This window comes from Planctobacterium sp. R6 (assembly GCF_055755215.1).
In genome coordinates this window covers 1-12,185 of the sequence record NZ_JBVTQY010000048.1, presented here as the reverse complement: position 1 = coordinate 12,185, position 12,185 = coordinate 1, and the positions used below count along the sequence as shown (strand labels likewise).

The following is a 12,185-nucleotide window of genomic DNA, read 5'->3' as shown; positions in this document are numbered from 1 at the left end:
AATTATGAGTAGTGCACAACCCGCAACAGTCAATGGTGCTATCGTCGATGCCGTTACGATTGCCAATACCAAAGTACTCGCTGAAGCCCCTGCTATGGCAATGGGTAGCCTGTATCAGACAATTGGCAACTCGGTAGCGATGGCGGCAGCTAACGCCGTTTACGCTCAGCAACAGGCGAATGTCAGTTATCAGGCAGCCACCACACTGGGTGTAACTAAATTGTTCTCTCAGAACAAGTAACTAACGATCCTCTGGAAAACGATCAAACTCGTTTTTCAGAGTTTCTTCCGCACCGACAATGGCGCTGTCTATTCAGAGCCGCAACACTCACGGGGTGAATTTATGTCTACCGCAGAAAATAGTTTTATCGAATGTTCGCAGTACATCAATAACGAAGTACAAAGCCAAAGCAATGAAACCTTGCAGGTTTTGTCACAAGGTGGTTTAGTCAATGCTTTAACCTTGTCAATGCTCAACAATACGGCGAATCAGTATTCGTCACAAACATTGGCAAATTCAGCAATGGTACAAACCTGTAATAAAATCCTCGGTGTCTGATCGAGGTTAACAAACTCATTAATATTGATTATCAAGGAGAATTAAAATGGCCAGCACCTCTTCATCACAAGATGTATCCAACTGTGTAAGCGCACCTTTTGACCCCGTAGACGGTAATTCACCGGGTAGTTGGTCATTGTGTTACAACGGCGTGCAAAACTCGCTGACGATGTCCAGCAAAATTAACAGTTCGGAAAATCCATTAGCCCCGCCCCCTAATTTAGTTTCCACCATTGATGAGCAGGGCCTTAATGACCTGATCGCCTTTCTGTATCAGGTAAAAATGATGATGCAAAAGCAAAAATCCAAATAGCGTCAATTCACTAACCGCTATTAATCCAACTTTCACGCAATCTGGAGAGATGTTATGAGCGATGAATCCCCCCTGGAACAGGAAGAAGCAGACGTGGCGTCAATCACTTCAATAGATGATGTCACCGCCACATCCCTGGCACAATCGGTGGCATTTTCACTGCAAAATGAAGTTGATGCTTTGCGCAATCAAAATACGGTGAACATGGTTGCCATGGGTTCAGCTTATGCAAAGTGGCTGGAAAATCCGGCGATGGGGCAGGAATTTGAAAAAATCATCGAAAACACAGCATTAAAAAGTGAAACGATTCTGGGACCGTATTCTCCGGCGCGTAGCCGGGAAATCCAGGACCCACCACCAAGACTGGCCACCTCCATTTTTAGTCGTATCTTTAATCGTCGTCCGGCAAATTAATTCATTTTTTGTGCCGGCGACACGTCCGGCATTTTGCTATTCCTCAGCCCAGAACGAATTCAGTAACGCAGCCTGTTCAGCACGCTGTTGGGCGGCTTCCTGCTCCTGATGTTTCGCCTGTAATTGCAATGCTTTGCCCTTAGCGTTGATTTTAGTTGCCTGCTGGGTGGCATCAACAGCATCCTGCGCAGTCATATTTTGAAGCCACCTTGCAGGTTGCCAGTACCAGCCAAACCGGTCATATCTCGGTGTTCCGGACACAATTATCTCCGGCCAGTTAAAGGATCAGCTCAGGCACAGAAAAGCCATCGTTTACCGACTCATTTCTGGCAGAATCGAGCCTTTCTTCGGTGCTGTTTTCTGCTGGCAGATCCGGCTCCTGAGGCCCCTCCGTCAGTGGCCAGTCGTAGGGAACAGGAAGTAGCGGGTAGTGACCGACAATCTGGGCATATACCGCTTCCTGCCAGAGGATTAAGGCCTTTAAATTGCGGATATACGATTGCCTGGCGGTGTACTCTCGTTGATAGTCAAACCATCCCCTGGCTGACTCCGGATCAGGCGCTGACATATACAATGCCATTAGCCCTCTGGTGGTGGGTACATAAAGTGCGGATATCTGCTGCAATGTGTCTTTTAAAGCGACGTCAGGCAATAGCCTGATTTGCTGGCATAACACCAACAATGACTGCATATCCTTAAAAAACTGTGCCAATGCCTGTTCCGGCGGACTGGGCTGAAGATATTGGCTGGTTTCAGAAAATACCTGTACGTCCCTGAGCAACTGGTTTATCTCGATAAATTGTTGGCTCTTGTAATTGCAATCGCTCATGTTGATTCTCCTAAATAGCAGGCTGTTGTTCAGCGCCAGTAGTCCAGATGATGCGGATTGCGCACTCCCTGGCGCTCTGAAACATATTGATTGCTGATGTCTGATGGCTGTGTTGCCTGTTCTGCATTGGCCTGTATGCCGTCATCTTTCGCGCTGTCTGGTTGCCAAAACAACCAGTTTTCATAAATATCACTGTCATTGAGGCCAGTTTGAAAATTCAGCCAACAATAGAACTCAGTAACCTGTTGTAAAATCCAGCTCACATCCGGCTCATCTTCCGGTTGGCTGTTGTCTACCAGATTAGAAATAGCGCGCATGACGTTTGCAAAGTCCGCTTCTGACTTAGCAATCTGAGTTTTTGACATTGCCTGCCCCTGACTTTGTAGCAACACCAGGCGGGCCTGTTTTAACCAGCGCAGCAGCTCCGCAATATCTGCCTCTTGCTGCCGGAACAGGCGCAATTTGTCCATAAAAGCGATGCTGTCTAACACCATGATTGAAATCCTCGCAATGTATTCTTGCACAGCACCCTGCCAGATGTGTGCCAGTGATCTGCAAAGCGCTTTTGAGAACAATTCCCGGCCCGACACTGGCGAATATTGATGACAGCGCAATGCCAAACGCCAATGCACAAAATTCACCGGCGCATTCAGACCTGTTTAAAACCATTAACGGTCATATGTGACCAGGCTCCCTGTTAACCCGAAGGCCTCATTGCCCGTCTGACCTGCAGAGGATTTTTATCAAAGGTATGTTTAAAGGTGGTGGAAAAATTCGCTTGATCCGGATATCCCACTGCGATAGCAATTTCCTGAATACTCAGCTCAGTAGTAATGAGTAAGTGCATTGCCTGCTCCATGCGTTGCTGGCGTAACCAACCGGCCACCCCCTGCCCGACTTCTTTCTTAAATGCGCCCGACAAGGTATTGCGATTGGTAAACATGGCTTTACTGATGGATGCCAGGGTTAAATGCTTATCCAAATTTGACAACAAATAGTCACAGGTTTTCTTCACCAGCTGTTGATGTCGCGAAAATTGATTAAATGGGTGCTGTGGTGGAGCGAAAGGCCCCGACGCAAACCCAGGGTTGAACATGGTCAGGGAGCTTAAAACCCGTTGGCAGATATTCACCAGATTATCCGTAGAATGACTGGTAAGTTCGCCCACTATCTGAAAGGTTGTGGTACAAATATTAATGACTATTGCAGCGACGGGCTGTCTCGCCAGTTTGCGCTTTGCCAGCTCAAAGCCTTCTTCAAAGTCGACGATTACAGCACTAATCTTTTTTTAAAAGTGGCTATTTCAAACTGCCGCAGCGAAGTAAAAACCACACAGTTGCATTGCATTTTAAAGGTTTCGATAACCTGAGACATTTGCGGTGACCCTTTGGTCAGGAACACCAAAACTTGCGTATTGCGTAACATTTCAATTCCCTCGTACCTAAATGAGGGTGTTATTTTAACCACACCTTTACCGGTTGCACGGGAATATCTGCACAATTGCTCAAATTTTAGCTTTATCAGGTTATTTCAGGCGCTTGGGATGCTGTTCCGAGTTTTGCGAAGATTGCTGGCTCAGGGCACTGTCATCTGACGGCACAGGTGGCTCATTCAAGCCCTTGTAATGCTCCCTGAAGGCACTGGGTAACACATCAATACCCACCTTTTTTCCCAGCTTGACAATGGCTGGCAGGGTAATAGGTGAGAAAGGCAATATCACTACCACACTCAATCCAAGCCCTTTTATAACGTCCTTAAATTGCTGATTGGCTTCCTGCATTTCCTGCTCAGTGGCTTCGCCGCGGGTATACTTGTGATAGATGGCCAGCATTTGTCGGGTTTCTGCACTCTCCTGTGCCAGCCCTTTTTGCAAAACCACCAGCGCTTTGCGCATTTTGAAAGACAATGCTTTGTGATCGAAGAATTTTCTGTCGAACAGCTTATTGTGTTCCTGAGCGGGCTTTTTTTGGAAGAAAGGCCGACTGCTCACTGCAGAACGTATGCTGTTTATAAAGTTTTTACCCTGAGCCCGCACAATAAGCCATTTTCAAGAATTGATGCCCTTAATATGTGCGTTCGACAGCAAAATTACAACGTTTGACTGATTTTATTTGGTTAACAAAATTGACAGTTGCGGCCCGCTGACAGATATTGCATTGAGTGGCTGAAAAAAGAGCAGAGCTAAAACACGAACGTCTTATCATGAACGGCAATAACGGAAACTCAAACGAGGGTCCGAAAAACAAACCCAATTCCAGCTTTGGTATAGTTAAAAACCAGGGGCGGAATGCTTTTGCCAACGATTCAGCACCGCAATCCAGGCAACGCGCCAATGCCGTGTTTGAGCCTCCCGGGCGCACTCGCAGCAATGCCCAGTCAGAACCGGTTACCCGCAACAGAGCAAACGCCGTTTTTGGTGCACCGGAGGGATTTGGAAAACGCCAGAATCAGGGGCGACAGAATAGTCAGCCCCCAAATAACACCGGATTTGGGTTAGGCGAGCAGGTTAAAAACCTGGGACGTGCGGCATTTGCCAAAAACCCGGATCGCAATAACCTGACTTTCAGCCAAAAAACCGGATTTAACCTGATGGCCGGATTTATGGACAAACTCATTGATGCGGCAGATAAGTCCACGGCAAAAGACAGCAATGAGCGCCCGGGTTTCCTTAAACCGCCTGGAAATACTGGTTTTAATCCGGGCGGAAACAACGACAACCGCCGTACGAGCCTGCAACCGCAGAGCAAAAACAATGACGACAATGTCACTGCCGGCGAGTTTTTCAAACGCCTTCAGACCGCTTTGCAAGATCCTGCGAAATTTAAGCGGGAAGCGCTGCAAAAAGAACAGGCCCGTGCCAATCAACAGCACAATGCGCCGCCTGAGCAACAACAAAGGTTGCAATCCAGCAGCAAAGAGAAACAACCCACTGCCCAGGAGTTTTTCAAAGAGTTGCGCGGAGCACTGAAAGATCCAGCCGGATATAAACGAAGAGTGGAAGCTCAGCAAAAACAGCAACAACACAACCAGGCACAAAACCCACCACCACTGGGAAAAAACCCAGCATTACCCGGAAAAAACAACGCCACAACCAATCGTCAATCCGAGGGGCAAAAGCCCAGCTCCAGTCCGATAAAAAAATCGCCACGCAAATAGTCTAAACATAAAAGCAATCCCCTGCTGCGACAACCAATAACTCAAGCAGCAAGCCCAACAGCGATTTCCAGCGCTGAGGGTTTAAAGTCGTTTTACACATCCCTTTCGGTAATTTATTTAACCATAAGATTCAATTAGTTAGTCATCAAAAGACTGAATTGTAAGAGGCTGTAATAGCTTATTAGCCCGCCATCACCTATTTTAATTATGGTCATTTAAGTTACCCAACATGGCTATTGGTTAGAGTAACTACATAGTTTTGAACAAATGCAACAAGTTCTGTTACGGAATGGAAAAGGAGTCAAAATGCGATTTGAGGCCAGAACACGGTTACCCCTGGAGATGGGAACGTTTGACGTTTCAGTTTTTACCAACGCTCAAGGATTAGACGTGGTGGTGGTTCATCACGGAAAGCTAAATCACCAGCACAACCTCCCGGTCAGAGTGCATTCTTCTTGCTTTACTTCCGAAGTACTGGGATCTCAAAAATGTGACTGTAAGCAACAACTCGACTATGCACTGAGTTATATCTATGAACACAGCGGCATTGTCTTGTATTTATTGCAGGAAGGTCGCGGTATTGGCCTGGTGAACAAGATACGAGCGTACGCTTTACAGGAGCAAGGCTATGACACCATAGATGCCAATACAAAACTCGGGTTACCGGTGGATGCCCGAACCTACGAAGACGTGAAAGGTGTTCTGGATTATTTCTCGGTGGAATCCATCAAGCTCATGACCAATAACCCGGACAAGATAGCGCAACTTACCGGGCTGGACATTAACGTGACAGGCCGCATACCCGTCCCCGCCACACCAACCTGTAGCTCCATTGATTACCTGGATACAAAACAAAAATTAATGGGACATATGATAAAAACCCGGTCTTTATACGAATCCCGAGAAACCCATCATCACTCACCAGCAACAACTTCCCAACGCCCCTTTGTTCATGTCAACTTCGCTATTACAAACCAGTCTAAACTCGCAGATGCTCGGGGGCAGTGCCTTGCAATTTCCTGCGATAAAGACTGGGAGCGGGTGCACGAGCTGCGCGAAAGTTACGATGCTATCGCCGTGGGCGCGAATACCTGGCAAAACGACGCGCCAAGACTTACCAGCCGTGCCGAGTACTTAGGCAGGAAACCAAAAAGTCAGCCCCATCGCGTGATCTTTGGTGGCCATCACAATCTTGACATACAAGATGATGCTCTGCCTCGCGAAACCTTTGTTATTGGCGCGGAGGTGGCAAGCATACGAGGCTGCCATGGGATCTACAGTGCGAACCATTCTTTGTCATCACCGCTAAAGGAACTAAAACGCGCCGGGGTTACGTCGCTTTTAGTGGAGGGCGGTCCAACTCTCATTAAGTCTTTTTTACAGCAAAATGCGGTAGATAAGCTCTCCGTCTTCGTGGCGTCTCATAACATTCCTGAAGCGATTCAGGCGTTAACGCAACTGGTTCAGACACTGCCTGAAGACGAAATCACCGCCGAGAAGTTTGGCCAAGGAACACTACTCAGTGTGGATTTAACTGAATCTCAGCAAATCCCAGAACAATTGGATGTTGCCATATGAAAAACTCTGTATTTGGTTTATTAAGTCGCGAATATTCCGCCGATGACATGGCCTATCAAAAGCTTCGTGAACTCACCATTTCCTGGACTCGTTACCGATATCAGGGTGAAATTATTGAGGGGAACAGCGTTGATGAAATCATGGCAAAAGCCAGCCAGACAGACGCCGGCTTTTGTTTAATTCAGTCTGTTGGTCATATCATTGATGAACGCTGGTATCTGTCACACTGGGGTAAAAATGGGTTTTACGATTCCCTGCAACAGTTAGCGCAACAGCAGCCTTTCCTGGTGGCGGCTGAACCACATTCGGACGGGGTCGGGTCGCTTAACACCGACTGTCTGCTCGTCAACCTGGAAACCTATAACGCACTGAATCAACCGCATTTCTCCCGCCCCGGCAGCCCTTTAACGGGTGACAACTGGATAGCACAAAGCAATTACCAGCAACTTGCCCTGCCGGTATTCGGCAACGACATAAACCATTGCCGCTTCTACCTCAACGAGTGCGAACAATCCACGCAAATATTGACAACCCTGTTTGGCCGCTCACTGAAACCAGAGATGGTGGAATTTGACGCACAAAGTCCGCAGCAGCGATTTATCGATAAAATTAACCGGCAAATCAATAATGCTAAAAGCGGTGTATTCCTGTTCAACATTGAAAACTATGGTGAACTCAATGCCCGACAGGCGAAGCAACCTTTGGAGGCGTTATTCTCTGTCGCTGCGGGTTTCAAACCCTATCGCATTTTGATGGAAAAAGGCTTTACCGAAGATACCCAGGTTATCTTTTTTGACTACAGTCAAAGTGCGCTGGATATCAAAAAGCACATGATTGAACATTGGGATGGTGACGATTTTCCCGGTTATGTTGCACGGCTTTTTGACGAATTTCCGCACCCTGAGGTTTTTTATCAATTATGGGACAGTACCACCCCGGAAAATATTGACTGGGCTGATATTGCCCACATGTGGCAGCAGGAACTGGAAAAATGGGGAGGCAAAGAAAACTTTAAAGCGCACTGGCAAGTTTGCCGCCGCTTACCCCACCAGTTTTTACACTGCGACCTGCTTAACGACCGCCAACCGCTATTGAATAAACTCGCGGAGTTCAAACACAGTTACCTCTGGTGGAGCAATGCCTTTTTTACCATCTACAGCCACTGGCATTTCGACGCCAGTGCCCGCAAACAGCAATATGTTGACTGGCTCAACGCTCTGCTGCACGCCGCGCCTCACTGTGAAATTAGTGGTGCGGATCACAACAATGCAGCGGTAAACGGCCTGAAAGTGGGTGAATACCTTGCCCGTTTTGAAGCCCAACACTGTGACCAGTTGCGGCCACAACAACTCAACAAAATCAGTATGCCATTTTAATAAGGACTTCTATCATGTCAGACATTAACCATGAATTTACACGCCATCGCGGGCCAATAACCTGTGCCACACATATTCCGTGCAGTAATCAAATCATCACCTCAGGTTACGACAATGCCGTGGCGCTGTTTGATTATACTTCGATGGAAGTTGAGCTCCTGGGTTATCATGAGCATTTGGTCAACCGGGTTACAGTTGATGGACGCGGAAAACTGGCCGCAACCGCCTCGTCCGACTACAACGTATATATTTGGGATTTAACCAGTAAGCAGGTTAAAACCGTATTGCGCGGTCACAACGATGATGTAGAAGACTTTGTCTTTTTATCTGCATCACGTGGCGCGTCGGTGTCCAGAGACAATCGCATCATTATCTGGAATTTGAGCAACGGTGCGATTGAAAAAATCATACTGGGTCATGAGAAAGATGTCCTGTCGGTGAATTACACCGCCGGAAAACTGTATACCTCAGGCGACGACATGACACTGCGGGTCTGGGATGTGGAGACCGGCAGACAGATCAATATGATTGGTCCCTTTGAAACCGAAACCGACACCTGCGCTATAGATCCGTCCCGCAATCGCATCATTTTGGGTTGTGACGACGGTTATGTTCGCATTTTTGATTTGCAAGATGGCACCTTAATTCATGCCTTTTTGGGCCATCAGAGCGCCATCAAAAAAGTCGCCGTTTCCCCTGTTACCGGCGATATTCTGTCTGCAGCCTACGACCAAAAAATACAAATTTGGGACAATAAGGACTTCACCTTAGTTTGTACCCTGGCACATCACAAAGCGCTGTGGGAACGCTCGTTTAACTGGAGCGCAGACGGCAGACAGATTATTGCCGGTAGTTTTGACGGCACCGTGCTTATCTGGTCAGCCGAATCTGGGCTGCTGTTAGATGAAATAGGCGACAAAAGTCTTGAGGGTAATGCCTGCTTTAACGATCTGGCAGCGAAAAACAACGATGAACTGGTTATCGTCAGTGATGATGGCATAGTGCGTGATATCACGCTGACTGCGCAGGAATCCAGCTGCAACCAGGAAAAACGCCCCGCTCAGGGACGCATTCTTATGAATGCAATAGCCTGGTCTCCTACTACGCGTTATACCATTGCCGGTGCCCACAACCAGTGTCTGTATTTTTTCCCTGAGCGCAGCGCCACCAGCGAAACCGAAGTGCGGCTCAACGAAGGCCCATTGAATTGCCTGAGAGTAGCAAGCATCCCGCATTTTCAGGGGGACATCTTTGCCGCCTGCTACAGTGGCACAATCGTAAACCTGTCAGCCACTGGTGCCATAAAACAACGATTAGCAATTCACCCGAATGCGGTCAAAGCGCTTGCCTTGCATCCGGACAAACCCATTGGCGTGAGTTGCTGTGCAGAGGGTACGCTTCGCGCCTGGCGCTTTGATGGCGAGATAATCGGTGATTTCAAGGCCCATACGGCCATCATTGATGACGTTGACATTTCGCCGTCAGGACGGCTGATTGCCAGCGCTGGCCGTGATTTTGTGCTGAAAATTCACGATTTAGAAACAGGTCTATTGCGTGCCAATATTCCGCTTGGCAATCGCTCACCCAAAGCATTGTGTTTCGTTGACGATGCCACCGTTATTGTCACCAATTATTGGGGTGAGTTACTGCGCGTATCAATAGATGAAGAAAAAGTCACGCGTAAAACGATCGCAAACAATGGCATCAGCGGTATTGCGGTTATCAACCGGAATATTGCCGCGACCTCCTACGATGGCTCTGTGTATTTAGTCAATCCGGCAAACCTGGATGTCATCAATCGCTACAGCGCCATGGTGCAGCGTGTTGAGTCTGTATGTCATGCCTGATTGCACCTCAGCCCGGCATCGTTTTGTGATATTGGCAGCGCCCCGATCGGGCAGCAATCTGCTGTGCACAATGCTGCACTCACATCCCGATGTGCTGTGCCACCATGAGGTATTTAACCCTGATGGGGTTTATGTGGCCGTGCCACTGCGCAACAGCGAGTTCAGTCTGGGCAGCATACAGCAACGAGACGATAATCCGGCTGAGTTTTTAACAGCCTTATGGGGGCAACACCTTGGCTGTTCGCACGTGGGATTTAAGATGACCCACAGGCAACATCCCGGTGTATTTAAGCAGGTCTGTGCCGACCCGGACATACACAAAATAGTGCTCACCCGCCGCAACCAGATTGCGGTGTATGTTTCGCGTCTCATTGCCGAACAAACCGGTGTTTGGGAAGACTACAGCACCGCGCCGGTAAACCAGGTGCAGTCCGTTAACGTTGACCCAGACTCGCTAATTGAGGCGATTCGTTTCAATCAAAATTATTACGCGGAACTGCAAAACACAGCAGCGGGAAAGGTCACTTATATAGATTACGAAGACCTGTTTGCAACACAAGAACAAGCCCGCCTGTTGACGGCAATGGGCCTTAAGACTTGTGCGCTGAGCGCCGGCAGTCGTCGACAAAACCCATTTCCACTATCAGCGCTGGTTAAAAACTTTAATCCGCTGAAACAGCAATTATTACAAAACCCAACGACCCGCTCACTGGTGAGCGAACTGGACACTTAATTACAGCAGAGGAACACACAATGTCACCCCAATCTGGTACACAAAAATACGGCTCTCATTTTAAGGGCAAATCTCTGGTTATCGCTTTGTCTGCGCTTGTGCTTGTCGCTGCTTGTGTCGGCTCAAATGGCACAAAACCCAAAGAAACCAACAATGAATTTGTTACAAATGCACGACTACCAAAAGACGTCGATATGACCTGTACGGTCAGCGATGATGAATTTAAAAATTGGTTTTATGCCACCAAAGTGGCGGCCAATGGTGCCGTTACCGCCGCAGATAGTACCGACAGTGTTTTCGCCGACTTTTCTAACAATACCCGTTGTGATTTTTATCGCTGGGGCGCCCGCATGTTTTTGTGGATGACAACCGCGAACGAAAACTACCACGTGTTTAACACACCACCGCAGTTTTATGACGTCTCGGTAGAAAGCAATAGTCAACGCCAGTTTATCGCCTCAGATGGCACTCTGGCCATTGGCCTTCGAGACGGTAAAGACGATGAATCGATTGAGCTGGGGCAAGCTGGTGCTGACGATGTACTGCTGTCACAGAAAAAATCGCTGGTTTACTACAGCATATATACCAACGATGCATTTGCCATGTATCGCACCGCGATGGCAGTTAAAAATGGCGATACCAGTCTGATAGCGAATCTATCGAAAACAAAACAGGCAGAAATAAAACTCCTGGCAGAAACCATGCCCGACAAATTCCCCTACAGCGGATTGCAAATGTTGGGGCTGGACGCGTTTTCATCACTTTATGGCAGAAAACTGGTTAACCCTAAAACCATGATCCTGGAGCTAAAAATCTCCTGGGTCGATGCAGACACAGTCGCAAAGCGCGATGATTACATTCTCACTCAGGCTACTGTACCTGTGTTTAACCGAACAGAGGATCCGACAAAATGGAAAAACACCGGAGAGACAGAGAATAAGACCCTCGCCATGGTGGGCTTTCATATCGGTGGGACGCTTGAAGGTCACCCTGAGATGATTTGGAGTACCTTTGAACACGTCAGCAACCTGCCAGACAACAGCTATTCCTACTACACGAATGAAAAAAAGAAAACCACGAATACCCAAAGCTTTGACGCTTCCGAAGACTGGCTGTTCTTCCCTAAAAACGGAACCCAACCCGACGAAATTACCGCCAATGCGAAAGTTAATCATGCAGAAGGCAGTACCAGTGCCACAGAAATCGTTTCCAGTGGCTCGGCGGACATTGGCCCGGTAGATGTATACCGGGTAAACCCCTGGGGTAATGTACAAAACGAACCCAAGTTGAAAGACGCTACGCTGGCGGCGTTTTTCAAGGTAGTTGTCGCCTAAGCCGTTAAGCTGCTTCTTTTTTGCTCTCCGGATTAAGTTCCACAAC

General features: G+C 47.9%; 16 protein-coding genes. 10 read left to right on the top strand and 6 right to left on the bottom strand.

What is annotated here, in order from left to right; all coding sequences use genetic code 11:
• Positions 1–4 precede the first annotated feature (4 nt).
• From AC0J20_RS20420 to AC0J20_RS20405, 4 genes are all read left to right on the top strand, one after another.
• Positions 5–241: a RebB family R body protein gene (locus tag AC0J20_RS20420; protein ID WP_229528347.1), complete on the top strand. Its 237-nt coding sequence runs from the start codon at positions 5–7 to the stop codon at positions 239–241.
• Positions 242–343: 102 nt separating this feature from the next.
• Positions 344–559 carry a hypothetical protein gene (locus tag AC0J20_RS20415; protein ID WP_229528346.1) on the top strand — a complete coding sequence of 72 codons (216 nt, stop codon included), beginning with the start codon at positions 344–346 and terminating at the stop codon, positions 557–559.
• 46 nt (positions 560–605) lie between these two features.
• Entirely contained in the window at positions 606–872 is a 267-nt protein-coding gene (locus AC0J20_RS20410; RefSeq protein WP_229528345.1) for a hypothetical protein, read from the top strand.
• A gap of 54 nt (positions 873–926) precedes the next feature.
• Positions 927–1,286 (top strand): hypothetical protein, encoded by a 360-nt coding sequence (locus AC0J20_RS20405; protein ID WP_229528344.1) that lies wholly within the window; start codon positions 927–929, stop codon positions 1,284–1,286.
• A 36-nt stretch (positions 1,287–1,322) separates the two neighbouring features.
• Here AC0J20_RS20405 and AC0J20_RS20400 read toward each other — a convergent pair whose 3' ends face one another.
• The 6 genes from AC0J20_RS20400 to AC0J20_RS20375 form a co-directional block, all read right to left on the bottom strand.
• The gene (locus tag AC0J20_RS20400) at positions 1,323–1,547 is read right to left on the bottom strand and encodes a hypothetical protein (protein WP_229528343.1); all 225 of its coding nucleotides are present in this window, start codon (positions 1,545–1,547) and stop codon (positions 1,323–1,325) included.
• 16 nt (positions 1,548–1,563) lie between these two features.
• Complete coding sequence (locus AC0J20_RS20395) at positions 1,564–2,115, bottom strand: hypothetical protein (RefSeq protein WP_473023140.1); 552 nt, start codon at positions 2,113–2,115, stop codon at positions 1,564–1,566.
• A 29-nt stretch (positions 2,116–2,144) separates the two neighbouring features.
• The gene (locus AC0J20_RS20390) at positions 2,145–2,609 is read right to left on the bottom strand and encodes a hypothetical protein (RefSeq protein WP_473023139.1); all 465 of its coding nucleotides are present in this window, start codon (positions 2,607–2,609) and stop codon (positions 2,145–2,147) included.
• A 203-nt stretch (positions 2,610–2,812) separates the two neighbouring features.
• On the bottom strand, positions 2,813–3,247 hold the full coding sequence (locus tag AC0J20_RS20385; protein WP_229528340.1) for a helix-turn-helix domain-containing protein: 435 nt from the start codon (positions 3,245–3,247) through the stop codon (positions 2,813–2,815).
• 137 nt (positions 3,248–3,384) lie between these two features.
• Entirely contained in the window at positions 3,385–3,540 is a 156-nt protein-coding gene (locus AC0J20_RS20380) for a hypothetical protein (RefSeq protein WP_473023138.1), read from the bottom strand.
• A 100-nt stretch (positions 3,541–3,640) separates the two neighbouring features.
• Positions 3,641–4,105, bottom strand: coding sequence for a hypothetical protein (locus AC0J20_RS20375; RefSeq protein WP_229528339.1), 465 nt, complete (start codon positions 4,103–4,105; stop codon positions 3,641–3,643).
• Positions 4,106–4,275: 170 nt separating this feature from the next.
• On the opposite strand from AC0J20_RS20375, the gene AC0J20_RS20370 reads away from it, so the two are divergent.
• The 6 genes from AC0J20_RS20370 (at position 4,276) to AC0J20_RS20345 (ending at position 12,139) form a co-directional block, all read left to right on the top strand.
• Positions 4,276–5,271, top strand: a complete 996-nt coding sequence (locus AC0J20_RS20370; RefSeq protein WP_473023137.1) for a hypothetical protein — start codon at positions 4,276–4,278, stop codon at positions 5,269–5,271.
• 306 nt (positions 5,272–5,577) lie between these two features.
• Positions 5,578–6,849 carry a GTP cyclohydrolase II RibA gene (ribA, locus tag AC0J20_RS20365; protein ID WP_473023136.1) on the top strand — a complete coding sequence of 424 codons (1,272 nt, stop codon included), beginning with the start codon at positions 5,578–5,580 and terminating at the stop codon, positions 6,847–6,849.
• Positions 6,846–8,225, top strand: coding sequence for a hypothetical protein (locus tag AC0J20_RS20360; protein ID WP_473023135.1), 1,380 nt, complete (start codon positions 6,846–6,848; stop codon positions 8,223–8,225). The genes ribA and AC0J20_RS20360 overlap by 4 nt, the downstream gene beginning before the upstream one ends.
• Positions 8,226–8,239: 14 nt before the next feature.
• The gene (locus AC0J20_RS20355; RefSeq protein WP_473023134.1) at positions 8,240–10,072 is read left to right on the top strand and encodes a WD40 repeat domain-containing protein; all 1,833 of its coding nucleotides are present in this window, start codon (positions 8,240–8,242) and stop codon (positions 10,070–10,072) included.
• 70 nt (positions 10,073–10,142) lie between these two features.
• Entirely contained in the window at positions 10,143–10,805 is a 663-nt protein-coding gene (locus AC0J20_RS20350; protein ID WP_473023133.1) for a hypothetical protein, read from the top strand.
• 20 nt (positions 10,806–10,825) lie between these two features.
• Positions 10,826–12,139 (top strand): hypothetical protein, encoded by a 1,314-nt coding sequence (locus AC0J20_RS20345; RefSeq protein WP_473023132.1) that lies wholly within the window; start codon positions 10,826–10,828, stop codon positions 12,137–12,139.
• The last annotated feature ends 46 nt before the right edge of the window (positions 12,140–12,185 follow it).

What these genes read in the sequence shown, in the direction of transcription:
- AC0J20_RS20415 (WP_229528346.1), top strand. Translation starts at nt 344, where the DNA reads ATGTCTACCGCAGAAAATAGTTTTATCGAATGTTCGCAGTACATCAAT.
- AC0J20_RS20360 (WP_473023135.1), top strand. Translation starts at nt 6,846, where the DNA reads ATGAAAAACTCTGTATTTGGTTTATTAAGTCGCGAATATTCCGCCGAT.
- AC0J20_RS20345 (WP_473023132.1), top strand. Translation starts at nt 10,826, where the DNA reads ATGTCACCCCAATCTGGTACACAAAAATACGGCTCTCATTTTAAGGGC.
- ribA (WP_473023136.1), top strand. Translation starts at nt 5,578, where the DNA reads ATGCGATTTGAGGCCAGAACACGGTTACCCCTGGAGATGGGAACGTTT.
- AC0J20_RS20395 (WP_473023140.1), bottom strand. Translation starts at nt 2,115, where the DNA reads ATGAGCGATTGCAATTACAAGAGCCAACAATTTATCGAGATAAACCAG.
- AC0J20_RS20420 (WP_229528347.1), top strand. Translation starts at nt 5, where the DNA reads ATGAGTAGTGCACAACCCGCAACAGTCAATGGTGCTATCGTCGATGCC.
- AC0J20_RS20390 (WP_473023139.1), bottom strand. Translation starts at nt 2,609, where the DNA reads ATGGTGTTAGACAGCATCGCTTTTATGGACAAATTGCGCCTGTTCCGG.
- AC0J20_RS20350 (WP_473023133.1), top strand. Translation starts at nt 10,143, where the DNA reads ATGCTGCACTCACATCCCGATGTGCTGTGCCACCATGAGGTATTTAAC.
- AC0J20_RS20380 (WP_473023138.1), bottom strand. Translation starts at nt 3,540, where the DNA reads ATGTTACGCAATACGCAAGTTTTGGTGTTCCTGACCAAAGGGTCACCG.
- AC0J20_RS20405 (WP_229528344.1), top strand. Translation starts at nt 927, where the DNA reads ATGAGCGATGAATCCCCCCTGGAACAGGAAGAAGCAGACGTGGCGTCA.
- AC0J20_RS20410 (WP_229528345.1), top strand. Translation starts at nt 606, where the DNA reads ATGGCCAGCACCTCTTCATCACAAGATGTATCCAACTGTGTAAGCGCA.
- AC0J20_RS20355 (WP_473023134.1), top strand. Translation starts at nt 8,240, where the DNA reads ATGTCAGACATTAACCATGAATTTACACGCCATCGCGGGCCAATAACC.